At 44.9% G+C, this 23,247-nt stretch carries 16 protein-coding genes; 12 read left to right on the top strand and 4 right to left on the bottom strand.

The features are described 5' to 3' along the window. The first annotated feature begins 425 nt into the window (after positions 1-425). Together aceE and CXF65_RS06295 are read left to right on the top strand one after the other, a co-directional pair. Positions 426-3,239 carry a pyruvate dehydrogenase (acetyl-transferring), homodimeric type gene (gene aceE / locus CXF65_RS06300; RefSeq protein WP_101211441.1) on the top strand — a complete coding sequence of 938 codons (2,814 nt, stop codon included), beginning with the start codon at positions 426-428 and terminating at the stop codon, positions 3,237-3,239. A gap of 25 nt (positions 3,240-3,264) precedes the next feature. Beyond that, positions 3,265-5,022 carry a 2-oxo acid dehydrogenase subunit E2 gene (locus CXF65_RS06295; protein ID WP_101211440.1) on the top strand — a complete coding sequence of 586 codons (1,758 nt, stop codon included), beginning with the start codon at positions 3,265-3,267 and terminating at the stop codon, positions 5,020-5,022. 133 nt (positions 5,023-5,155) lie between these two features. Here the strand turns inward: CXF65_RS06295 and CXF65_RS06290 are convergent, their stop codons facing one another. Then, entirely contained in the window at positions 5,156-5,800 is a 645-nt protein-coding gene (locus CXF65_RS06290) for an OmpW/AlkL family protein (protein WP_101211439.1), read from the bottom strand. A gap of 647 nt (positions 5,801-6,447) precedes the next feature. Between CXF65_RS06290 and CXF65_RS06285 the strand changes: the two genes are divergently transcribed. Then, positions 6,448-7,431 carry an ion transporter gene (locus tag CXF65_RS06285; protein WP_025651788.1) on the top strand — a complete coding sequence of 328 codons (984 nt, stop codon included), beginning with the start codon at positions 6,448-6,450 and terminating at the stop codon, positions 7,429-7,431. A 260-nt stretch (positions 7,432-7,691) separates the two neighbouring features. Here CXF65_RS06285 and CXF65_RS06280 read toward each other — a convergent pair whose 3' ends face one another. From CXF65_RS06280 to CXF65_RS06270, 3 genes are all read right to left on the bottom strand, one after another. Next, positions 7,692-8,339 (bottom strand): TerD family protein, encoded by a 648-nt coding sequence (locus tag CXF65_RS06280; protein ID WP_025651789.1) that lies wholly within the window; start codon positions 8,337-8,339, stop codon positions 7,692-7,694. Positions 8,340-8,455: 116 nt separating this feature from the next. After that, positions 8,456-9,577 (bottom strand): helix-turn-helix transcriptional regulator, encoded by a 1,122-nt coding sequence (locus tag CXF65_RS06275; protein ID WP_101211438.1) that lies wholly within the window; start codon positions 9,575-9,577, stop codon positions 8,456-8,458. 165 nt (positions 9,578-9,742) lie between these two features. Further along, positions 9,743-12,595 (bottom strand): ATP-binding protein, encoded by a 2,853-nt coding sequence (locus tag CXF65_RS06270; RefSeq protein WP_227523208.1) that lies wholly within the window; start codon positions 12,593-12,595, stop codon positions 9,743-9,745. 441 nt (positions 12,596-13,036) lie between these two features. Between CXF65_RS06270 and rsmG the strand changes: the two genes are divergently transcribed. From rsmG to CXF65_RS06225, 9 genes are all read left to right on the top strand, one after another. Continuing rightward, on the top strand, positions 13,037-13,714 hold the full coding sequence (gene rsmG / locus CXF65_RS06265) for a 16S rRNA (guanine(527)-N(7))-methyltransferase RsmG (RefSeq protein ID WP_374190023.1): 678 nt from the start codon (positions 13,037-13,039) through the stop codon (positions 13,712-13,714). A gap of 260 nt (positions 13,715-13,974) precedes the next feature. Further along, positions 13,975-14,748 carry a ParA family protein gene (locus CXF65_RS06260; RefSeq protein WP_037025999.1) on the top strand — a complete coding sequence of 258 codons (774 nt, stop codon included), beginning with the start codon at positions 13,975-13,977 and terminating at the stop codon, positions 14,746-14,748. Positions 14,749-15,010: 262 nt separating this feature from the next. Continuing rightward, positions 15,011-16,156 carry a ParB/RepB/Spo0J family partition protein gene (locus tag CXF65_RS06255; RefSeq protein ID WP_101211436.1) on the top strand — a complete coding sequence of 382 codons (1,146 nt, stop codon included), beginning with the start codon at positions 15,011-15,013 and terminating at the stop codon, positions 16,154-16,156. Between the two features lie 91 nt (positions 16,157-16,247). Beyond that, positions 16,248-16,988: a MotA/TolQ/ExbB proton channel family protein gene (locus CXF65_RS06250; RefSeq protein WP_025651794.1), complete on the top strand. Its 741-nt coding sequence runs from the start codon at positions 16,248-16,250 to the stop codon at positions 16,986-16,988. Positions 16,989-17,069: 81 nt separating this feature from the next. Continuing rightward, entirely contained in the window at positions 17,070-17,501 is a 432-nt protein-coding gene (locus CXF65_RS06245; protein WP_025651795.1) for an ExbD/TolR family protein, read from the top strand. Between the two features lie 171 nt (positions 17,502-17,672). Continuing rightward, positions 17,673-19,460 carry a lipid A export permease/ATP-binding protein MsbA gene (gene msbA, locus CXF65_RS06240; RefSeq protein WP_101211435.1) on the top strand — a complete coding sequence of 596 codons (1,788 nt, stop codon included), beginning with the start codon at positions 17,673-17,675 and terminating at the stop codon, positions 19,458-19,460. 164 nt (positions 19,461-19,624) lie between these two features. Next, positions 19,625-20,812, top strand: a complete 1,188-nt coding sequence (lpxK, locus tag CXF65_RS06235) for a tetraacyldisaccharide 4'-kinase (RefSeq protein WP_101211434.1) — start codon at positions 19,625-19,627, stop codon at positions 20,810-20,812. A gap of 198 nt (positions 20,813-21,010) precedes the next feature. Continuing rightward, complete coding sequence (gene kdsB / locus CXF65_RS06230) at positions 21,011-21,826, top strand: 3-deoxy-manno-octulosonate cytidylyltransferase (RefSeq protein ID WP_101211433.1); 816 nt, start codon at positions 21,011-21,013, stop codon at positions 21,824-21,826. 166 nt (positions 21,827-21,992) lie between these two features. Continuing rightward, positions 21,993-23,129 (top strand): DNA polymerase III subunit delta', encoded by a 1,137-nt coding sequence (locus tag CXF65_RS06225; protein WP_101211432.1) that lies wholly within the window; start codon positions 21,993-21,995, stop codon positions 23,127-23,129. Positions 23,130-23,247: the final 118 nt, after the last annotated feature.

Here is a 23,247-nt window from a genome sequence, read left to right as displayed (position 1 = left end):
CAGTTACAGCGGTAATTTATAAAAAACAACTTATAGGCTAGGTATTAACTGAAAATTTTTTCAAAAAAATAATCACTATTTATTTAAGAAATACATGTCATATCGTCATTTTTCTATCGCTATAAACAACCCCTTAATAAGCGCCTATAATAAAGAGTGATTATCGTTTGATAACTGAGTGTAGAACGCGAGTTTTCATTTTACTATATTTCTTCTTTCTCAATATACCAAAGGGCAGTTGCACTATGTTGTGACTTGAGCCTTATATGACTGCAATATAGAGTGTAGCGAATGACTACAGCCTGTCATATTTAACAAGGAAGTCATTGAGTAAAGCATTCACGCATTACCGTATTGAGTACCACGTTGATTTAACAACACCCTGTCATGGTACAGGGCTGACTGATAAAAAAGGATGAATAAAGATGAGTTATTATAAGGATGCTGATAGCACCGAAACCCAAGAGTGGCTGGACGCCTTTGAGTCTGTCATCAAACACGCAGACAAGGATCGTGCCCAATTTTTGCTAAAAGCGTTATACAATATGGCGGTACAAGAAGGACTGCCATTCAATCGACTAGATACGGCTTATATCAATAGTATTGCCGTCGAAGACGAGCCAATGTACCCAGGGGACTTGGGTATGGAGCGCAAAATTCGCGCCTTGATTCGCTACAATGCTTTGGCAATGGTCATGCGCGCTAATAAGAATGACGACGACTTGGGTGGTCACTTAGCGACATTTGCCTCTAGTGCCACGCTATATGAAACGGGCTTTAACCACTTCTTCCGAGCGGCAAGCGATCACTTCGGTGGTGATATGATCTACTACCAAGGTCACTCTGCACCCGGTATTTATGCTCGCTCATTTTTAGAAGGTCGCTTGACAGAGGATCAGCTTGAGAACTTCCGTCGTGAAGTCGGTGGCAAAGGTTTATCAAGCTATCCGCATCCTTATTTGATGCCGGACTATTGGCAATTCCCTACGGTATCAATGGGACTTGGCCCGATCATGTCGATCTACCATGCGCACGTGCATAACTATCTGATCAATCGCGGCTTGCTCGAAGATGAAGGTCGTAAAATCTGGACTTTCTTAGGCGATGGCGAGACAGATGAGCCAGAAAGCCTAGGGGCTATCTCTCTTGCCGGTCGCGAAAAACTTGATAACCTCATTTGGGTGGTCAACTGTAACTTGCAGCGTCTAGATGGGCCAGTGCGTGGTAATGGCAAGATTATTCAAGAGTTAGAATCTGTGTTCCGCGGTGCTGGCTGGCGAGTTATTAAAGTCGTTTGGGGTGGCAACTGGGATACCTTGCTAGCCAATGATGACTCTGGCGCGCTCAAATACCGCATGGAAGAAGTGGTTGATGGGGAGTATCAGCTGTATGAAGCCCGTGATCCTGAGTTTGTGCGTACAGAGTTTTTTGGTAAATACCCTGAGTTAGAAGAAGTCGGTAAATCATTGTCTGATGATGATATCGCACGCCTAAACCGTGGTGGGCATGACCCAGTGAAGGTCTATGCTGCCTTTAGTGAAGCGATGAAAACCAAGGGTCAGCCAACGGTAATTTTAGCCAAAACTGTAAAAGGCTATGGCTTATCAGATCAAGCACAAGCGGTCAACAAATCGCATCAGATCAAAAAGCTGGATCAAGATGGCTTGATGTATTTTCGTGACCGCTTTGATTTGCCGTTTACGGATGAGCAGTTAGAGACGCTACCGTTTTATCGTCCAGAAGAAAACTCAGCAGAGATGAAATATCTAAAAGGACGCCGCGAAGCCTTGGGCGGTCATTTACCCAATCGCCGCAGTGGGCATATCCCCTTAAATATCCCTGAGTTGTCCATTTTTGACCGCGTATTAAAAGGTAGTAATGGCAAAGAGCAATCGACGACGATGGTGTTCGTACGCCTGCTGGCAGCCATGCTAAAAAACAAAGACATCCAAGATCGAGTAGTACCCATTGTCCCTGACGAAGCACGTACTTTTGGTCTAGAAGGTATGTTCCGTCAGTTGGGTATTTATTCTGCTATCGGTCAAACCTATACGCCAGAAGATAGCGAAGCATTGATGGGCTATAAAGAAGCCAAAGACGGTCACATGCTAGAAGAAGGCATCAACGAAGCTGGGGCGATGAGTGCTTGGATTGCGCTCGCGACCAGTTATTCGATCAACGCCTTACCGATGATTCCGCTATATATCTATTATTCTATGTTTGGTTTCCAACGTGTGGGCGATTTGGCTTGGGCGGCAGGGGATTGCCAAGCACAAGGCTTCTTGTTGGGTGCGACCGCTGGTCGTACGACACTGAATGGCGAAGGCTTGCAGCATCAAGACGGTCATTCGCAGATATTGTTCAACGTCGTACCAAACTGCGTCAGCTATGACCCCTGCTTTGGTTATGAGCTGGCCGTTATCATGCATGATGGCTTGCGCCGCATGTACGCAGAAGGCGAGCGCGTCTATTATTACTTGACGCTTATGAACGAAAACTATGAGCAGCCTGCCATGCCAGAAGGGGTGGAAGAAGGTATCAAACGCGGTATGTATTTGCTAGAAGACAATGGCTCAAGTCAGGTTCAGCTCTTGGGTTCGGGCGTTATCTTACGTGAAGTGCAAAAAGCAGCACAGATTCTAAAAGATGAGTTTAATATCACCTCCAACGTCTGGAGTGTGACCAGCTTTAACGAGCTAACTCGTGATGGTATGGCTTGTGATGATTATAATCGCTTGCATCCAATGGATGAAGAAAAGGTGCCTTGGGTCACTGAGCAATTGGCCCAGCACGAAGGTATCGTAGTGGCAGCGACGGACTATATGCGTAACTATTCGGAGCAGATTCGTGGTTGGTTACCTGACAGTCGTCCTTATACCACGCTAGGAACAGATGGTTATGGTCGTTCAGACTCACGTGAGAAATTGCGCAGCTTCTTTAACGTCGATGCCGCTCACATTGTGGTAGCGACGCTAAAACGCTTGGCTGATGAAGGTGAAGTCGAAATGCGCTTGGTCAAAGATGCCATTTCTAGCTTCGGTATCGATGTAGATCATCCACCTGCATGGCAGCAACAGCCTCATTATGATCATTTCCCAGATGCGCCAGCGCCTGATAATGTCAACCCGCATCCTGTTCCTGAGTTCGTTGGGGAAGAGGATGACGAAATCAGTAGTGAAGGCCGTTCTGAAGATCAAGCCGATGCGACTTTACTCAATGATGGTGATGTCAAAGAATAATAACCATAAGACAAGGAGATAAATCATGGACATTAAAGCCCCCGATTTGGGTGTTGATAGCGCCGAAGTCAGCGAAATTATGGTAGAAGTTGGCGACGTCATCGAAAAAGACGACAACATTATTTTATTAGAATCTGACAAAGCCTCAGTCGAAGTACCTAGCTCTGCCGCTGGTACAGTCACTAAAATCAGCGTTGCAGTTGGCGATCAAGTCAGTGAAGGCATGGTACTGATTGAGTTAGATAGTGATACTGGCACTGATAGTGAAGACAGCGGTAATGAGAGCAATGATGCTGAGGCAGACGATCAGCAAGCTCCTGAAAATAATGCGGCAAGTGCGGATAGTGTAGATGCCGAAAACGACGATAAAGAAAAAGCACAGGAAGACGAGCAAGCATCTTCTGTCTCCGATAGCGCTGCTGACTCTGCGCCAAGCTCAGGGAAAGCGACCACTCATGCACTGCCTGATTTAGGTGTGGATGAAGCGCAAGTTTCTGAGATCATGGTGAGTGTCGGTGACATGGTTAGCGCTGACCAATCTATTTTGCTGATTGAGTCTGATAAGGCATCGGTTGAAGTACCGGCACCAGAAGCAGGGAAAATTGAGAAAATACTGGTCGAAGCTGGTGATATGGTTGCCAATGGTCAAGATTTTATCGTCATTAGTAGTAGTGGCTCAGAGGCGGATAGTGCCAATAAATCAGCAAATGAATCAAAAACCGACAAACAAACCAGCTCAAATGACCAAAAGCAGGCGGCGGCTGAGCCAAAGCAAGCATCTGTAAAAGAGACGTCAACCAGTACACCGACTCAATCAGCGGACAACAAGCTGACTGAAACTCAGGTGAATGAGAAGTTGGTCGATGTTTATGCTGGTCCTGCCGTGCGTAAGTTGGCAAGGCAGCTAGGTGTAGATATCAGTCAAGTGACGGGTTCTGCAATCAATGAACGTATCTTAAAAGAAGACTTATTTGCCCATGTGAAGCAAAGCCTGACCAATAAGCAAGCTGCACCTGCTAGTAGTGGCACTGCGTCCAGAGCAAGCCTACCAAGCTTACCTGATATGAGTAATGCAGAAATCTGGGGCGAGACAGAAGTGCAGGATCTGAGCCGTCTACAAAAAGTCTCGATACCGCAGCTCAATTACAATACCTATCTACCACAAGTGACGCAGTTTGACTTGTCCGATATCACTGAGACAGAAAAGCTACGCGGTGAGCTAAAAGGCGGTATGAAGGCGGAAGGTATCGGCTTCACTATCTTGGCATTTGTGGTAAAAGCAACCGCCTATGCCTTGACCCAGCATCCTCGCTTCAATAGTCACTTAAGCGATGACAATAGCCAAATTATCCTGCGTAAAAGTGTGAATATGGGCATTGCGGTAGCGACTGATGATGGCTTAATCGTTCCCGTTATTAAAAATGTGCAAGACAAAGGTCTGAAGCAAATCGCGATTGAAATTGGCGAGCTGGCAGTCAAAGCCCGTGATAAAAAACTGAGCACCAAAGATTTACAAGGCGCAAGCTTTACCATATCAAGCCAAGGTAATTTAGGTGGGACGGCATTTACACCATTGGTAAATTGGCCACAAGTAGGTATCTTGGGTGTGTCTGAAGCCAGTATGCAGCCACGTTGGAATGAGAGTAGCCAGAGCTTTGAGCCACGCCTCATGCTGCCATTATCTTTATCTTATGATCACCGCGTGATTAATGGTGCAGATGCAGCAGTATTCACCCGATATATTGCGACCTTGCTTGCTGATCCACGCCGTATTTTACTGTAGAGATTTTTGGTTTTTAACCTGTATAAACAATAAAAAGACTGTCTACGGATGGTCTTTTTTTGTGCTTAAATTTTAAGCATAAAAAAACCAGCGATTAATCTGGCTTTTTTATTGGCGATATTTTGACTATAAATTAAAACTGTTTAATGAAAGCGACGCCATATACCCAAGGGCTGATGTCGACCTCGCCAAGCTCAACAGTATTACCATTAGACTCAACACTTGCGTCTGTTTTGATGTCCATATAACGAGCATCAATACGGAAGTATTCAGTTGGGGCAAACGGGATATCAAGACCAATATGGCCTGCAATGCCCACGCTGTCATCAAGCTTCAAGTTCTCAAAAGCGTCGCTATAGATTTTTTCTTTGAAAAAAGTCGTATAGTTCACACCAACACCAACGAACGGCTTGACGTTCATTGGCATGTTATAGCCATCAAAGTGGTATTGTATAGATAAAGTAGGTGGGAGATGCTGAGTTTTTGCATCAATTTTATTGCCATCAGCATCGGTTAGAGTGATGTCGTGATGGAATGGAATCGCCGCTAGCAGTTCGACACCGACGTTATCAGCAAAGAAGTACTCACCGCTGATAGTTGGACGGATATCATCATCAACTTCTACAGAAAGTGTACCATCTGCAAGTGTGCCGTTATTGCTTTTAGGGTCGACCATATGAGCGCCAGCAGCCACAGACCATGTGCCCGCAGGTACGGCAAAAGCAGTGGTCATGGCTAAAAAAGTTGTAGCAGCTAAAACTAGGGATTGTAGTTTCATCGTTTGATTCCTCAACGCAATAATAGGTTATCGATAAGCATTTAATGAGGGATGGCATTAAGTGCTGATACACAATGTTATCATTATAGATTGCCTTGTAACATTGTAACGCTATTGTAGCATTAAAACCATTTTAACAGTAAGGTTTTTAACTAAAAAACCCTTAATAATTTTAAGGGAATGAAAGGTTATGGTGTAAATGACAGGTTCATCAAAACATATTTGTTAAACAGTTCTCGTTACTGTAAGTTAGTAGTCAGTTTTATACGGCTGGTATAAATTAATATAAAGGGACAATTAACGACGACGGATAGGGTGTATTATGCTGGGCTACTGTAGTAACTCGCCGCTGCGCTGCGGACAAGCACGTTCAATGACTTTATTAAACCAAGTGGATTCTTGTTGCCCAGAATGCGGTGTTTTTTTATTGCCTGCTCAAAATCTCAGTCGTCAATTACGTGCCGATGAGCGATTTTTACAATACACCTTTCTTACGACGGGGTTAATGTTGCTGGCTTGCGTCTACATTTATTACGTAAATTTTGTATAATGATACTGCTTTTCATTATGTCATTTAGCGCGATAATCAGGCTTTAATACTTTTATTTCATTATCATAAGATCGGTGTTACACCGTATAGGGACCGCATGCAATTCCAACATATACGGCGCTTGCGTACTTTCGTTTATAACATTTTGCAAAATGATGAGCATGACACGCTTTTTAGCCGCTACGTCGATTATTTTCTGATATTTCTAATCATGACCAACGTGGCAGCCGTGATTGCGGAGTCTGTAGACAGTTGGTACTACCCTTATCAAGATTATTTTACATGGTTTGAAAACTTCTCCATCGTAGTGTTCTCTATTGAGTATCTGCTACGTTTGTGGAGTGTTGCCGAAGCGAAGCCCGATCACACCACTTGGCGTCAGCGTTGGCAATGGCTAAAAAGCCCCTCGGCATTGATTGATTTGGTTGCTATTGTGCCGGCGTTCTTGAACTTCTTTGTCACAATTGATTTACGCTTCTTACGTATTTTGCGCCTCTTCCGTATTCTTAAACTAACGCGTTATTTTGCGTCGATGCGTATTTTATTGGTGGTAATCAGTAAAGAGAAAGGCTCATTTCAAGCCGTTATTTTTATTCTAATCATCATGATTGTGACCGCTTCTAGTGGTATTTATCTGGTGGAGAACCATGCCCAGCCAGAAGAGTTTGAGTCTATCCCTAAAGCCATGTGGTGGGCGGTAGTGACGCTGACGACAGTGGGTTATGGTGATGTGACACCTATTACCAATGCCGGTAAAATATTGGGCGCGATCATTACGATACTGGGTGTCGGTCTGGCCGCATTGCCTGCAGGTATTCTAGCCACGGGTTTGGCAAATGAGCTGAACCAGCGCCGTGAAGAGCTAGAGCAGCACTTTCGTGAGCAACTGGTCGATAGCGATTTTGATTTGATACAGAACCAGATGATGGTAGAGAAAATACGTCGTGAGCTTGGGCTAGATAAGGAGCAGGCGCAAAACATCGTACTACAGGTATTGCGCGAAAAAGAACTGGAACGCCGTGAAAATGAAGTCGATGAGCGGCAAAAGAATTTTTGTCCGCATTGCGGTGAGGCTTTGTAAGTAATATAGTTAGGATATCTTAAAAATGTGACGGTATTGCTGATATCAATTTTTTGTAGCCTCTGTCTGCTCAGGCATAGCAAGTAAGAAAAATGGATATCAGCAGTGCGTGATATATTGATATTACTTTTCACTCACTATATTCGTAGTAATTATTTTGAATTTGCAAAAATCAGAGTTTACAAAAAGGGTGCAACGTTTAGAGAACGTCGCACCCTTTTTTATCACATGAGATTGTGTCCATTATACCTGATTTGATGTTACACGCCTTGTGGAATAGGCAGCGCACGTGCCAATTCATGAGCGACTTGCTGCGCTGCTGTGGCTAAGTCTTCGGCGGCAAGCGGTAGGTTTTGCAATGTCAGATGCCAATCATCTACTTCTCGGCGCAAATGGGCGACCCAAAGCGTAGAGCAATCTCGCGGCAGTTGCTTTAGATTAACCTCAAAACAGCGGTTGCCTTCATCATCACTTAAATGAATCTCACCTTTTTTGACTCTAAAAAAAGCATGACCGTGGTAAGAGTTAGCAAGCAAGGCAATATGGGTGATATGTGCTGGAATCTTGTCCAAGTAGAGTCTGATTTGCTCTTGGTCAAGTGGGGCTAGGTACATTGCTTGGTCGCCACGGTCTTTGCCGTTCAGACTGTCCCCTTGATGGCGTACTGATTCGGCCTTATCGCGTAGCTGTTTGAACCAGACGATATCGCTAATAGTACAGTTATCGTCATACAAGGCGCACGCTAAGTCGATATCAATCGCCCCTTCATTCTTTTTAAAACGCTTCAACATACCTTTGGGTTCAGTCTTGGTAAACTCGTAGTTGAGCGCAAAAAATAACGTGCCCGCATCCAAACCTAATCCTTTTAAACTGTCTGATAGTAGTGGTGACGGGGCAGTGGTCGACATAATGTTCCTTGTTATTTTTTGATGATTTAAATGATTTGATATTGACTGAGTATTGCTCCGGATAAAGAGAACTCAAAATAAAGAAGGTTCAAATTAAAAAGTGTGCTTTATCCGCGTCATTGATTATCCAAGGCTTTATCCAAGACAGCTTGATATAGCAGCTCAGGTTTGGCATTTAAGAGACCATTGCCAAAACCGCGCAACCACCAGACCAGCTGGGAGGTCAAATTCACCGTTGCCTGAATGGTCAGTGTGTCATCGTCATTCAAGGTAACCGTTTGATCATCGCTAAGCTTGCTTTCAGTTAGGCTCTTGCCCGCTTGTTTGGTGAATTGTAGCTCAATAGGCATATTTTTGCCATGATCGGACAGCTCACGAAATAATGGATGGCTAAAGCCCATACCACCGGCGTCCAAATAACTGTCAAGGTGAAAATTATCGGGAGTCTTTGCGGCAGTTTCTAAAATCTCGACGCTGGCAAATCGATGCAAGGCAAATGTGCGAATGACAGTCTCTGGATCATCCGTGCGAGTTGCCAGTAGGTAAATGATGACGCCGCGTTGAATGATAGCGATGGGATTTAGGATGTATTCACCGGCTTGCGATTTATTGCTACGGGTATAGCAGGCTTTAATTTGTAATTGATAAAACAGCGCGTGGTAAATATTGTCTTTGCTATCCAAGTCAATATGTGGGGCGATTAATGGCTGAGTGGCAGGCTCGATGCGCACTCTGTCTATCCATGAATGGGTGACTTTGCTGTTTTTTAGCTGCCGCCGTGCTAGGTCAAACCACGGAAATAACTCATCTAAAATAACAGGCGGTAATAGCTGGGTCAGATTGGCCTCAACCATATTAAAGGCAACCGCTTGTGAGAGATTCATGTGCGGTAAGCTTTGTAATGGTGCATCATCACGCCAGCGCCAGCCTTGCGGATTGGCATTGTTTTTTTCGATAGGGAAACGTTTCGCCAGCGCATTTAGGTCGCGCTGTACCGTGCGCAGGCTAATATCAAAGCCTGCCATCATCAACTGCTCATAAATATGCGTGGTACCCACCCAGCGATTGCGCTGTAGTTGTGATAACACTTGCCACTGCCGCGCCGTCGTTGCTGCACCGTGGCGATTATCGCTGCTGTCTTCTGAGACATTGTTGCCCGCAGCCGCTACGCTATTGGCTTGCTCAATAGCATCTGTTTGAGTTTGGAGTAGGTCGGCATTAGCAGGATGTACAGTCATTAAGCGATAACCTTTATGAAGTCACGAGTCAGTTTTTAGGTATCTTTATCGAGTCACTAGCCGTTTATCATCGCAGAAAAGCATCGTAGCGTCTAGGGCATCCTATCAATTAGCCTATTGATTCATTAAGTGGTTTTAAATGGCTAAATTTCGCTATACATCAGCCTATATGGCATTAATGGACATTTTGGTATCATTAGTATCCACACTCTGATCGATGCTTTGATTGATACTAGAGTCGTCATCCATCACAGCTTCATTATTGTCTTTCTTGTCTTTACGTTTCTCTTTTTTTCTCTTGTCTGCTTTTTTCTGACGTTTTGCTTTCTGCTGCTTTTTATCTTTCTTTTTGGATTTTTTTTCGTCAATGTCATCGTCATTGTTATCTTGATTTTCATCCCATAACATCAGACGGCTTAGGACTTTGCCAAACAATGTCTCTTTACGATAGCGACCTTTTTTATTCACGGTATCGATAGGTAGACCAGTCATTAACGTCAGTGCTTCACTTAGAGTATGGACACCATAAATATGAAATTCGCCTGCTTTGACAGCGGCAATGATATCGTCGCGCAGCATGAGCTGTTTAACATTGGCCATCGGAATGACCACGCCTTGCTGCCCAGTCAATTCTTGCTCGCGGCATGCATCAAAGAATCCGGCAATTTTAGAGTTGATACCACCAACCGCTTGAACCTCGCCCAATTGGTTCATAGAGCCAGTAATGGCAAATGATTGATCAATCGGTACATTTGCTAAAGCGGACAATAGCGCACAGCCTTCGCTGACGGTGGCACTGTCACCATCGATATGCGCGTAGCTTTGCTCAAAAGCAAGTGAGGCACTAAAGTTGAGCGCATGATGTTGGCTAAATAACGCGCGCAAATAGCTGGTCATAATCAGCATGCCTTTGGCGTGTAAGCTACCACCCAAATCCACGTCGCGCTCAATGTCGAGAATCTCACCCGTACCGATATTTGGTTGAATAACGGCAGTCAGGCGGGCGGGCATGCCAAACTCACTATCGGCATAGCTGACCACTGTCAGCGCATTGACTTGTCCGACAGCGCTGCCTGTGGTTTGGATAAGCTGTTGACCGTTTTTGAGCTCATCCCAATAGAGGTCACGCAGGTATCCTGAGCGCTCGTCCATATCATCGATGGCTTGCGTGACATGATGAGCATTGACAATGTTGTTACCGCTCAAACGTGCATGACGGTTGGACTCATGCAATAGCTTAATCAGTAAATCACTGTGCAAACTTAAGCGATCTTGGTCTTCTGCTTGCAGGCTTAAATGCTCGAGTAGGGCGGCTTGTGCACTACGATCAAACGGGTAGAGGTCGGCATAATCAATAATGTCGGCCATTTTTGCGACCAGTGCCAACTCGTGCTCACTGCTGCGAGGCACATCATCATGAAAGTCAGCACGTACTTTAAATACCGCATCAAACTCAGGCTCAAGCTCTAATAGCTCATAATACAAGTCTGCTTCGCCAAGCAAAATCACCTTAATATCAAGGTCAATGGGCGCAGGTGCTAATGATAAGCTTCCTGTTAAGGTTAGCATTTGCTCAAGACTTGAGAGTTTGATTTTACGCGATTGTAGTGCGCGCTTAAGACCCTGCCATGCATAAGGATGCTCAAGTAAATGACTGGCTTCTAACAATAAATAGCCGCCATTGGCACGATGCAGGGCGCCCGCTCGAATCATACTGACATCGGTGGTCACCGTGCCCAGTTGGGTGATTTGCTCAACATGACCCAATAAGTTCAAATGCGTCGGCAAATCTTCAAAGACAACGGGTGCGCCGCTGTCTGGCGTGTGACTGACAATGACATTGACCGCGTAACGGCTCGGAGTCGTCGCCAGAACTGCCGTCACAAACTCTTCATCATCGCCATTGACGATGCGCTCGACATGCGTAACCATGTCGGCAAATACCGCTTTGAGATAATCAACGACCAGCGGATGACTGGCAAACTGCTCATAAATAGGGGTAAACAAAGGTTGCAGTGCACGACGTGCAATATTGCGATGTAATGCTTCTATGGCGTCATTGGCTTCGTCTTCTAACTGCTCTAAGGCGATGGTCAGCTGACTCAAGCGTTTTTGCATATGGTTCTTTTGCACGAAGTTACTTAGCTCAGCTTCGTATTCACTATTGCCATATTCGTTGTCGTTACCGTCAGTAGCATTTTTGCTAGAAATAGTCGTTTTCTTACTTTCTCCGATTACTGATGTGTTTTGACTGTTGATAGATGTTTTGGCATCTTTATTATCAGCATTATTGTTTTCAGTCGCGACTTGATCGGTTTCTGTTGTCAGTTGGCTTGGATGGACAAACACGGGTTTGTTATCAAAGGAGCGAAACGTCAATGCCAAATCATATTGCTTACCCTCAGCATTGAGCACATCATAAGCCTGACTTTCTTTTTGATGCGTGTCGTTTTTGATGGCTTCAATCTTGCTTTGATACTGGTCGCTACGAAAGCGCTGGCTCAGGCGTTTTTTGGCCTGTTGCCATAGACTATTAACTTGCTGCTGCAGTAGCGAGGCTTGACCAGCAGGAAGGCGCAAGGCGAGCGGTGTGCGTGGATCGGTGAAATTATGTACATAAACCCAGTCATCAGGGGTCGGCGCATCGGCAGCGATACGGGTCAGTAAGCGGCTGATAACGGTGCGTTTGCCCAAGCCATTTTCACCAGCCGCAAACACATGATAGCCACTGGCTTTGATATCCAAAGCCGTCTGCAACGCTTTTAACGCACGCTGTTGACCAAAGCCCACGTCCAAATCTGGCGCGGTACGTGTGTCCGTCGGCAGCTCATCGGCATTGCTATAGCGCTTTAATTGCTCAGCGCTGACAAGGCAGTGCTGTTTTACCTCAGTAAAGAGGGGATGCGGCGTATCTAGTGTTGTTTGCGTGCCGTCTGTCGTTTGGTCGGTCAATTCAGCAATGGGTGTTACCATATTAGTCGTGTCTTTTATATTAGCGTCATTTGATGTTTTGGACATAGGGGCATGTTTCTGTTCGGTCATAGGCGTATGGTGTGTCGTCTTAAAAAATGAATTGTTTTTAAAGGGTAGAGTAGGTATTAATTTTTTTACACAGTTTCTTTATGCTTAATTTTTAATGAGTAATTTTTTAATTGGTAATAAGACATCTTACAAGATATGGCGGTGTTTTAAATAAGTCATTAAACGCAGATTTGTATCATAATTGGATGCGTCACTGAAAATAATCAATAAAAGAGCAACAGATAGAGGGTCAGTTTAATGCCATCAAAGCAGAATAACGCCTCAATAGCCGCGCAGATAGTATAAGATGTCTCACATTGGCGCAATCTGCAACTATTCAATAGGCAGACTGCATGATAAAATAGACGGTTCACATGTCAAAACTGGATAACTCGTTGTATGTCAGCTTCCGCTAAAAAAACTTCATCGCCTGCCAACATGGGTAATATCCATATCGACCCGACTGGCTTTGTAAAGCTTGGCGCGCAATTGCCAGCGCTAGCTAATACCTTGGCACAAGCGATTAATGAGCTAAGTCTACCGTTAAGTGAGACGCAGCAGCGCACGTTATTATTGTACTTAGACCAGCTTTTATTGTGGAATAAAGCGTATAATCTGACCGCTATCACCGATCCAGAAGAGGCGCTGATTAAGCATGTGATTGATTGCTTGGCTATTATAACGCATTTGCCGTCGGGGTCACTGCTAGATATCGGTACAGGGGCTGGCTTGCCCGCCGTAATAATTGCGATTTGTCAGCCTGAGCGGCAGTGTACGGCGCTTGATAGCAATCAAAAAAAGATTCGTTTTATTAAGCAAATCAGTAGCGAGCTGGGCTTGAGCAATATGCAGCCTATCGCCTCTCGTATTGAAGCGCATGAGGCCAGCTATGACGTGGTCACCTCTAGAGCCTTTGCCAGTCTAATCGATTTTGTTGAGGCCGCGCAGCCAAGACTGGCGGATAATGGTTATTTATGTGCGATGAAGGGTAAAGCGCCAAGTGATGAAGAGTTACAAGCGCTAGATAACGACTGGCATATTAAGACCATTAAGCTTAACGTGCCACGTCTGCATGACAGTCGTCATTTAATTGAATTGTCTGCTAAAAATGTCTAAGCTATGAGCACCTTGTAGTCGTGAAACATCGTTTACCTTGATATTTAAATAGCATAATATCTAAAAAAGCCTTATGCAAAGCGAGCCATTTATATTATAAGTATCATGTGTATTATAGTGATAAGAAGCTGAACGCCAAAGATTGCGATTGCTAAAATGACTATTAATAACAGGCAATTATTAAAAGTAGGCAGTCACAGATACATAGTACAGACAGTCGGTAAAATACAGTAAAGACCCTAATTAAATTGAGTGAGTGTATGGAAATCATAGCAATTGCGAATCAAAAAGGCGGCGTGGGTAAAACCACAACGGCAGTAAATTTGACCGCCAGCTTGGCTGCTAAGCGCAAGCACGTACTGCTGATTGACCTAGACCCACAAGGCAATGCGACCAGTGGTACTGGTGTGGACAAAAACGACTTAGCGCTGACGATAGCCGATGTGTTGCTGGATGGTGTCTCGCTATCTGATGCTATTGTTAACAGCCCAGCAGGGTTCGATGTGATCGGGGCCAATCGTGATTTGGCTGGTATGGATATCACCTTAATGAGTAAAACCAACAGTCATGAGCTGTTTAAGACAGCGATGGCAGCGTTGGTCAATGATCAGATCGCGGCTAACAAACCTGCTTATGATTATGTGATTATAGATTGTGCCCCAAGCTTAAACTTGCTGACGATTAATGCCTTGGTCGCCACCGACGGGGTTATTATTCCTATGCAGTGTGAGTATTATGCATTAGAAGGCTTAGCGGACTTGTCGCAAACGATTGAACGTCTAACAGAGCTCAATCCGAAGCTATATATTCGCGGCGTCGTCAGAACGTTATTCGATGCGCGCAATACATTGGCTCGCGATGTCTCTGCTGAATTAGAAGCGCACTTTGGCGATATCATGTACAAGACACATATTCCAAGAAACATCCGCTTGGCAGAAGCACCCGCACATGGCTTGCCAGTTATCGCGTACGAGCGCTGGTCAAAAGGGGCGCGTGCTTATCAAAAATTGGCTGCTGAAGTGATGAAACAGTAATAAAAAAGCCAATAGTTTTGTGTGTATAAGCACCAAAAACTAGTCATAATGGAAAATGACCAAACAGAAAATAGTATTAAACATCGTATTTATTATCGTCAGTCCAAAATAATATCAATACAAGACAACTGAGTGCTAGCGATACATTAGTATGGTCAGCGGGGTTGAGTCTGTAGTGATTTATAGTGGGCAGGCTGTAGCAATGAGTAAGCCGCAGTAACAATTATTTGGCTTTTATTTTAGCGTTAGAGGATAGGTAATCATGGCGAAGAAAAGAGGATTGGCTGCTAATCGAGGCTTGGATGCCTTGTTAGGGTCAATCAAAAAAGAAAAGCAAATTACCGCCTCTGCCTTGCAAGATGATATGGCTGCGCGTGACAACACTGTGCCAGCTGAAGCGCTAGAAGCTGATAGCGAAGAAGCCAGTGCGCCTGCTAAAACTGCTCGCGCCAAAGCCAGTGAAAAACCGGCTGCAAAAACTACAGCGTCTGTCGCGACTGATGGTAGTCGTACCGCCCGCTCGCCGCGTACGGCAAGCAAAATACCTGCCAATAAGTCTCGTGCAGCTAGCACAGACAATAATGGAGCAGAAGACCAAATCAGCTTGGTGCAAATCGATGTGACACGTCTACAAGCGGGTAAATATCAACCGCGCCGTGATATGAGCGAGACTGCCCTAATGGAATTGGCCTCTTCTATCGAGCAGCATGGCGTGATGCAGCCCATTGTTATCCGTCCACTATTAGCCAACGAAGACAAAAGCGAGGCATTCGTCACCCACGAAATCATCGCAGGTGAGCGGCGCTGGCGTGCAGCAAAAATGGCGGGCAAGTCTGTCATTCCTGCCATTGAGCGTGCCCTATCAGATGAGCTGGCCATTGCGCTGGCATTGATTGAAAATATCCAACGTGAAGATTTATCAGTGATTGAGCAAGCCGCTGCACTACAGCGCTTTCATACAGAATTTGGCATGAGTCATGCGATGATTGCCGAAGTCGTTGGCAAAGCCCGCACGACGGTATCGAACCTGCTGCGTTTGAATCAGCTGCACGATACGGTAAAAGACCATTTAGCCAACAGCGCCCTAGATATGGGGCATGCGCGCACGCTTTTGGCACTATCCTCAGAACAACAGCCGATTATCGCGCAAAAAATTATCGATGGCGGCATGACCGTACGCGACGCTGAAAAACTGGTCAAATCGATCTTACAGCCCGCCCCCAAAACCAACCGTACGGAAAAAGCACACTCTCGTGATGCAGAGCGTTTGACACAGCGTTTGACCGACATGCTAGGTGCTGAAGTCAAATTGAAACATAAGAAAGATGGGCAAGGAAGTGTCGAGATATTCTTCCATAGCCAAGATCAGTTAGCCGCCTTGATAAAGCATATAGAAGCGCAAGCTTAAGACGCTGCATAAGTGCGACTACGGCTTAAATGCTTAGATATAGAGCTATCCTTGTAACAACCATTTTGTAAGTATATAGAAGAGAGTCAGTATGTGGGAGTTGGTAAAGGCGGGCGGTTGGTTAATGACGCCGATTGTGGTGTGTTCAATACTGGCATTAGTCATCATCATCGAGCGTAGCCATACCTTACAGTTTAATAAAATTGTACCGGGCAGATTGCGCGAACAGCTAATCACCCGCCTACGCGAAAACGGCGATATTGGTCGTACCCAGTTGATGAATGTTAAAGAAAAGACACCCTTGGGTGATATTTTAGCCACTGGTTTGCTCTATCGTCAGTATGGTTTGGACTCGATGACCATGCATATGCAGAATCGTGCCAGTGTGCAGGTACATCAGTTAGAAAAGAACATCAATATGCTCGGTACCATAGGAGCGATTGCGCCGCTACTCGGATTATTGGGGACGGTATTGGGGATTATCTCGTCGTTCTTAGCGATTACTGATGGCGCGATGCAAGACCCAACGATGCTCGCCGCTGGCGTGTCCCAAGCACTAATCACTACAGCAGCGGGCATGATTGTAGCTATACCAGCGTTGGTTGCCTATCGTTATTTTCAGCGTCGTATCATTGATATCAACGCCCAGTTTGAGACCCAAGCAGGTCTGATGATTCAAGAGTTGTATGATTATCAATTGCTTGAAAATACTTATAATACTCATTTGAAGAAGCCAATACAGGGTGCATCACCTGCCGAAAATGAAGACAATAAGCATGTAGTGGATGCGCTAAGTTTAGATAATAGTACGGCAGCAACGTCATCGTATTAACAATGGTATGAGTCGTATTCGCAATAATATGAACAGTCGTTCATTAAGAAAATAAGTATTAAGTCAATTAAAGAGAGTGATATGCGCTTTAGAAAACCAACGGTTGAGCCGCTCGAAATTAATCTAACGCCAATGATTGACTGCTTATTATTCTTAATTGTGTTCTTGCTACTGGCGACGTCGTTTAATCATTTTAGTCGCTTAAATATCATTTTGCCTGAAGCAGAAGGTGTGGCACTGACAGAAGAGAAAAACAGTATCGAGGTGGCGGTACAAGAGGATGGCAGTTATTTGGTTAATGGTATTACTCTTGCCAGCAGCAATGAGGCTGAGTTGACCAGTATGTTACAGCAAGAGGCGGGCAGTAATCGTGACATGCTATTTGTTATTGCAGCGGATGCCAATGCTACCCATCAATCAGTGGTGCGGGTCATGGATATTGCGGGTAAGCTGGGTTTTTTAAACCTAAATATTAGTACCGTCGTACCACTCGGTCAGCCTTTGCCACAATAACTTTTATCGCAATAGCTTTTACCACAATAGCCTTTGTTTTTGCACCATAATTTCTAATTGTACGATTTAAAAAATGTCAGCTTTGCACCGCTGTTGTATAACATCAAAATCCTATAAAATTGTGCCATCAGCACAGTCCATTCATGTCATAACACCCAAATTGAGGCTTTTATGAGCCAAGCTTATCAACCTGACTCTACAAAAACTTCTACTAAGAGCACATTAGTGTCGCCAGCCAACACGCCTAAGCGCAAAACATTATTGCGTCTACTCAGTTATCTAAAACCCTATTGGTGGGCGCTGTTACTAACAGTTTTGGGTTTTTCGATTAACGCCGCGACAGAGATTTGGATTGCCAAGTTACTGCAATATATCACTGATGCCATCAATCAAAACGATCAAAGCAAGCAAGATTTATTTCCGCTTTTGATTGTCGGGCTATTCTTTGTGCGCGGTATTGGTAGCTTTTTAGGTAATTATTACTCTGCTTTGGTCTCTCGTAATTTGGTATATGAGCTGCGAGTGGAAGTCTTTAATAAACTACTGCGCTTGCCAAGCTCGTTTTATCTGGCCAACCCAGCTGGCACCATCTCGTCAAAGCTCATCTTTGATGTTGAGCAGGTCACCGCTGCCAGCACTGATTCGATGAAAACGGTATTGCGCGATGGTTTGACGGTCATAGGATTGATTGGCTTTTTGCTATACAGTAATTGGCGTTTAACCTTGATTCTGTTTGTCGTTTTGCCGCCGATATTATGGCTGATTCGTATCGCCTCCAAGCGTTACCTTAAGCTTTCTAAAGGTATTCAACAGACGATGGGTGATGTCAGTCATATCACCAATGAAGTCATCGGTGGCTATCAAGTGGTCAAAAACTACGGTGGACAAGCGTACGAATCCAAGCGGTTTGATCTGACTTCAAAAAAGAACTTACGCCAAGGCATGAAAGTTGTCATCACTAACAGTATTAACACACCAGCGGTACAGTTACTGATGGCGATGGCCATGTCGGTCGTGGTGTGGCTCGCGCTGCGTCCTGCAGTGATAGATAATATTTCAGCTGGTGAGTTCATTTCTTATATCGCTGCCGCTGGGTTATTGAGTAAGCCGGTACGTTCACTAACTGATGTCAATCAGAAATTGCAAAAGGGTATCGCAGCAGGGGTGTCTATCTTTGCTTTACTGGATGAGCCAGAAGAAGAAGATACTGGCGTGTTAAACCCAGCACTATCTGGTGAGATTCGCTTAGATAATGTCAGCTTGGTTTATCCTGACTCGACGGTGGCCCTACGTGACTTTACGTTGGATATCCGAGCAGGTGAAACGGTTGCACTTGTAGGACGAAGTGGCGCGGGTAAGTCGTCCTTAGTGAACTTACTAACGCGTACCTTATCGACTTCTTCTGGGCAAATTACCTTAGATGGTATGCCGATAGAAGATATTACCTTAGAGAGCTTGCGCGCCCAGATTGCCATGGTCAATCAGCAAGTGGTGCTATTTAATACCACAGTATTTAATAATATTGCCTATGGTGGCTTGGCCAATAAAACCCAAGCTCAAGTTGAGCGGGCCGCAAAAGATGCCTTTGCCCATGACTTTATTGTGAAGATGCCAAATGGTTATCAAAGTGAGATTGGTGCTGAAGGTCTGCAGTTATCTGGCGGTCAACGTCAACGTTTATCGATTGCCCGTGCGCTATTAAAAGACGCGCCGATTTTAATATTGGATGAAGCAACCAGCGCTTTGGATAACGAATCTGAGTATTACATTCAGCAAGCGCTCGATAACGTGATGAAAGACCGTACCACGCTAGTTATTGCCCATCGATTAACCACTATTGAGTCGGCTGATCGTATTGCAGTGATGGATGGCGGTCAGATCGTTGAGTTAGGGACACACGACGAATTGATAAGATTGCAAGGTCATTACGCACAAATGTATGAGCGCGATTTTGAGTAAGAGTGTGAAGGGTTTTACTAAGGTTTGAACGATGAGGTTTGAACGATGAGGTTTGAACGATGAGGTTTGAACGATGAGGTTTGAACGATGAGGTTTGAATAACAAGGTTTAAACGATGGGGCTGCTAAACGAGCATTAGGCTAATGGAAAAGTGACCAATACGAATGAGCATTGAGACGACAGTGACGCGTGCATGGCAACGTCAAGCCGCTTGGTTATGGCTATTATTGCCGATTAGCTGGTTGTATGGGCTCATTACTGTGCTGCGCCATCAAGCTTATAAGTTTGGATTACTAGCCAGTTACCGCGCCCCCGTTCCTGTAATGGTGATTGGTAATATCAGCGTGGGCGGTAGCGGCAAAACGCCATTAATTATTGCTCTGGTCGACTATCTACAAGCTCAAGGTATTAAAGTAGGGGTAATCAGTCGTGGTTACGGTGGCGATAGCAGTCAGATGCCAGCCTTGGTCGATGCTGCCAGTCTACCGAGCATGGTAGGGGATGAGCCTTGTTTAATTGTCAATATGACGGGTGTACCAATGGCGGTCTGCCCCAATCGTAAGCAAGCGATTACTACTTTATTGGCTGCTCATCCAGACCTGCAATTAATCATTGCTGATGATGGTTTGCAGCATTATGCGTTGCAACGTGATATTGAATGGATTGTGGTTGATGCAGCACGGGGCTTTGGTAATGAGCAGTTATTGCCAACCGGGTTTTTACGTGAGCCAATGTCACGGTTAGAAGGTGCTACTGTTATTTATCATGAAGGGCCAAATAATAGTGCAGCGCCTCATAGTAAAAACACCGAGCAACAGTCACAAGCTGAGCATCTGTCTATGCACCTGCAAGCAGACGACATGAAATTATTATGGCAACCTGTATTAGCTGACGCTCGAACAACTGATTTGCAAGTCTTTGACTCTCAAGTTAGTGATTTTCAATTAACTGGCTTTGAAGTAAATAACAAAGCACCTGAAAAGGGCAGCAAAGTCCACGCTGTAAGCGGTATTGGCTATCCGCAGCGGTTTTTTGATACTTTACACGCGCTTGGTTTTGAGGTCATTGGTCACCCTTATCCTGACCATTATGAGTTTAGTATGGCTGAGCTGCTGCAATATCGCGAATATCCCATCGTGGTAACCACTAAAGATGCGGTAAAACTAAGAGCCTTACTATTGCAACTAACTGCTCAACAACCACTAAGTGCTGAGTATAAAGCCCTCATAAGTAGACTTTGGGTATTGCCGGTGACCGCAGTATTGTCGGATAGTTGTTATGATAATTTACAGCAGCAATTAAAAGTTTTAAATATTGATATGTCTAGGGCGCGTCTTCAATTCACTCGATAGTAATCTCAATGGGCTAAAAATGGCTAAATCTTGCCAAACATCGTCAAATAGCTGGTAAATATCCCGATATTATCTACGCTATTTTTCTTATTTGACGGCAATTTATCTCATTTTTATCACCATTTTTGAAATTAAAACACGCCCTAATAGTGAAAAGCTGTAAATCTTAGAATTTAAATGATTTTGTAGGAATAAACTATGTCGCCCACCATTACGCCCGCCAAAACGCATATTGTCGTTCCTGCTCGTTTTAAGAGTACGCGATTACCCGGCAAGCCATTATTAAACATTCATGGCAAGCCGATGATTCTTTGGGTCGCTGAAAAGGCACAGGCAGCCCACTTCGCTGATGATATGTGTGTTGCGACCGATGATGAGCGTATTGCCAAAGTATGTATGGATGCAGGTTTTGATGTGGTGATGACCAGCGCAGAGCATGCTTCGGGGACTGACCGTTTGGCAGAAGTTGCTGCGATTAAAGGCTGGGCTGAGCATGATATTGTGGTCAATATGCAAGGTGATGAACCGTTGGTACCGCCGCTATTATTAGAGCAGGTGAAGGCGCTGTTGGTAGCAGACAATGACAGCGTGATGGCTACTTTATGTGAGCCTATTGATGACCACGAGACTTTTATGCGTCCATCAGTGGTAAAGGTTGTCAGTCAGCATGCTAATGATTTGCAGCGAGCGCTATATTTTAGTCGAGCACCGATTCCTTGCGATCGCGATGTCTTATTGGCTAATGAAAGCCAGAAACAGCCGCCCAAAAATGCTTATCGTCATTTAGGGTTATATGCTTATCGCGTCAGCCTATTGCAGCAGTTTGTGCATTGGCCGCAAACAGCGCTTGAAATGCTCGAGAGCTTAGAGCAATTACGCGTTTTAGAGAATGGCGGTCATATTGCTATTGCCACAGCCGCTAGTCAGCTACCAGCAGGTGTCGATACGCAAGAAGATTTAGACCGTTTAAATAGCATGAGTTTGGCAGATTTTCAGAATCCTATGGCTAAATAGCCTAAGTAAAAATATGATTTTTGCCAAGCAATATTATTGTGACGCCTAGCAATCGCACTATCTACTAATCGCGCTATTTACCAATTCATCAAACGCAGTTGTTAAATACGGCCGTGGAATATGATCGTGAAACACAGTCATCAAGCATCGCTATCGAGCAAAATTTATGAGTGACCTCACAGAAAATACAGGTGCATTAGATACCTCAGATGGCATTTATTTTGCACCGTTACTGCCGTGGCAGCAAAGTCTGTGGTCGCAGTTGACCAATCGGGTATCAACGTCGCAGCAGTCTTTGCCTCATGCCCTGCTCGCAGCAGGGATGCAAGGCATGGGTAAGCGCGCGTTTGTATGGCGCTTAGTCGCTTGGTTATTGTGCCGCAAGCGCGATACTCATCCATCTGGCGCTTGCGCAGAATGCGAGAGCTGTCAGTGGCTCAGATCCGGTACCCATCCAAGCCTACAAGTGCTTCCTCTCGTCAGTATGCCAGTCAGTGCAGAAAATATAAGCAATAGAGAAACTGCCAATAGTAGCGCTAAGGACAAAAAATCTGCCAAAACCGCCAGCAACAGTGCTCTTAAAATAAAAGTTGATGATATTCGTGCGTTGCAGCCTTTTATTTATCAAGGCGGGCAGGGGATGCGCATCTGCGTGTTAGATCATGCCGAGCAAATGACCGTTGCTGCTGCCAATGCGCTACTTAAGACGTTGGAAGAGCCGCAAGCGCAAGTCCATTTATTCTTAATCAGTGACACGCCAGCGCAGCTATTACCCACTATCAAAAGTCGGGTTCAGCAGCTAGCCCTGCAAACTATTGAGCCTGCTAGCGCTGTTGACTACGTGACCCAAGCGCTTGGGTCCACGGTTAATCGTGAAGCGGTCGCTACGGCGGCGATTGAGCAGCTTATCCAATTGGCAAACGGTGCGCCTTTAGCCGCCATAGCGCTGGCGCAAGCACCTTGGTACAGTAAGCGCGCGTTATGGCTGACAACATGGCAAGCGTTACGTAGTGGCAAACGAAGTAGTATCGCAGCCAGCGATTATTGGCAAACCCAGCTGAGTATCGCAGAGTTTATCCAGCTGTCTGAGCTAATGCTGCTTGACATGCGCCGTGTCTGTCTAGGACTGAGCGAGCTGCAAAAAGACATCAGTCTCTTGGCAGCATTAGAGGCTTATCAACCTACTGACAGTGGTTTAGAGGGCTTTGCGACTAGCCTACAACAGACCAAAATTGCGCTACAACAAAATGTGCAAGAAAAATTCGCCTATGATAAGCTAATGCAAGAGTTGGCCTATCTATAGTCAATCCACCATAGAAAGTAAGTAGAGCATGACTAAGAAAATTAAAAGGCATACTGATCATTTGATGGTTTGTTAATGTGCTGGTCTCTTTATTATTTATTATGTATTATTTATTACT

This window comes from Psychrobacter sp. Sarcosine-3u-12 (assembly GCF_002836005.1).
GTDB classification, from domain to species: Bacteria; Pseudomonadota; Gammaproteobacteria; order Pseudomonadales; family Moraxellaceae; genus Psychrobacter; species Psychrobacter okhotskensis.
The sequence above is the reverse complement of the archived record's forward strand: the minus strand, read 5'-3'. Positions and strand labels throughout refer to the sequence as shown.

What these genes read in the sequence shown, in the direction of transcription:
- aceE (WP_101211441.1), top strand. Translation starts at nt 426, where the DNA reads ATGAGTTATTATAAGGATGCTGATAGCACCGAAACCCAAGAGTGGCTG.
- CXF65_RS06295 (WP_101211440.1), top strand. Translation starts at nt 3,265, where the DNA reads ATGGACATTAAAGCCCCCGATTTGGGTGTTGATAGCGCCGAAGTCAGC.
- CXF65_RS06290 (WP_101211439.1), bottom strand. Translation starts at nt 5,800, where the DNA reads ATGAAACTACAATCCCTAGTTTTAGCTGCTACAACTTTTTTAGCCATG.
- CXF65_RS06285 (WP_025651788.1), top strand. Translation starts at nt 6,448, where the DNA reads ATGCAATTCCAACATATACGGCGCTTGCGTACTTTCGTTTATAACATT.
- CXF65_RS06280 (WP_025651789.1), bottom strand. Translation starts at nt 8,339, where the DNA reads ATGTCGACCACTGCCCCGTCACCACTACTATCAGACAGTTTAAAAGGA.
- CXF65_RS06275 (WP_101211438.1), bottom strand. Translation starts at nt 9,577, where the DNA reads ATGACTGTACATCCTGCTAATGCCGACCTACTCCAAACTCAAACAGAT.
- CXF65_RS06270 (WP_227523208.1), bottom strand. Translation starts at nt 12,595, where the DNA reads ATGTCCAAAACATCAAATGACGCTAATATAAAAGACACGACTAATATG.
- rsmG (WP_374190023.1), top strand. Translation starts at nt 13,037, where the DNA reads ATGGGTAATATCCATATCGACCCGACTGGCTTTGTAAAGCTTGGCGCG.
- CXF65_RS06260 (WP_037025999.1), top strand. Translation starts at nt 13,975, where the DNA reads ATGGAAATCATAGCAATTGCGAATCAAAAAGGCGGCGTGGGTAAAACC.
- CXF65_RS06255 (WP_101211436.1), top strand. Translation starts at nt 15,011, where the DNA reads ATGGCGAAGAAAAGAGGATTGGCTGCTAATCGAGGCTTGGATGCCTTG.
- CXF65_RS06250 (WP_025651794.1), top strand. Translation starts at nt 16,248, where the DNA reads ATGTGGGAGTTGGTAAAGGCGGGCGGTTGGTTAATGACGCCGATTGTG.
- CXF65_RS06245 (WP_025651795.1), top strand. Translation starts at nt 17,070, where the DNA reads ATGCGCTTTAGAAAACCAACGGTTGAGCCGCTCGAAATTAATCTAACG.
- msbA (WP_101211435.1), top strand. Translation starts at nt 17,673, where the DNA reads ATGAGCCAAGCTTATCAACCTGACTCTACAAAAACTTCTACTAAGAGC.
- lpxK (WP_101211434.1), top strand. Translation starts at nt 19,625, where the DNA reads ATGAGCATTGAGACGACAGTGACGCGTGCATGGCAACGTCAAGCCGCT.
- kdsB (WP_101211433.1), top strand. Translation starts at nt 21,011, where the DNA reads ATGTCGCCCACCATTACGCCCGCCAAAACGCATATTGTCGTTCCTGCT.
- CXF65_RS06225 (WP_101211432.1), top strand. Translation starts at nt 21,993, where the DNA reads ATGAGTGACCTCACAGAAAATACAGGTGCATTAGATACCTCAGATGGC.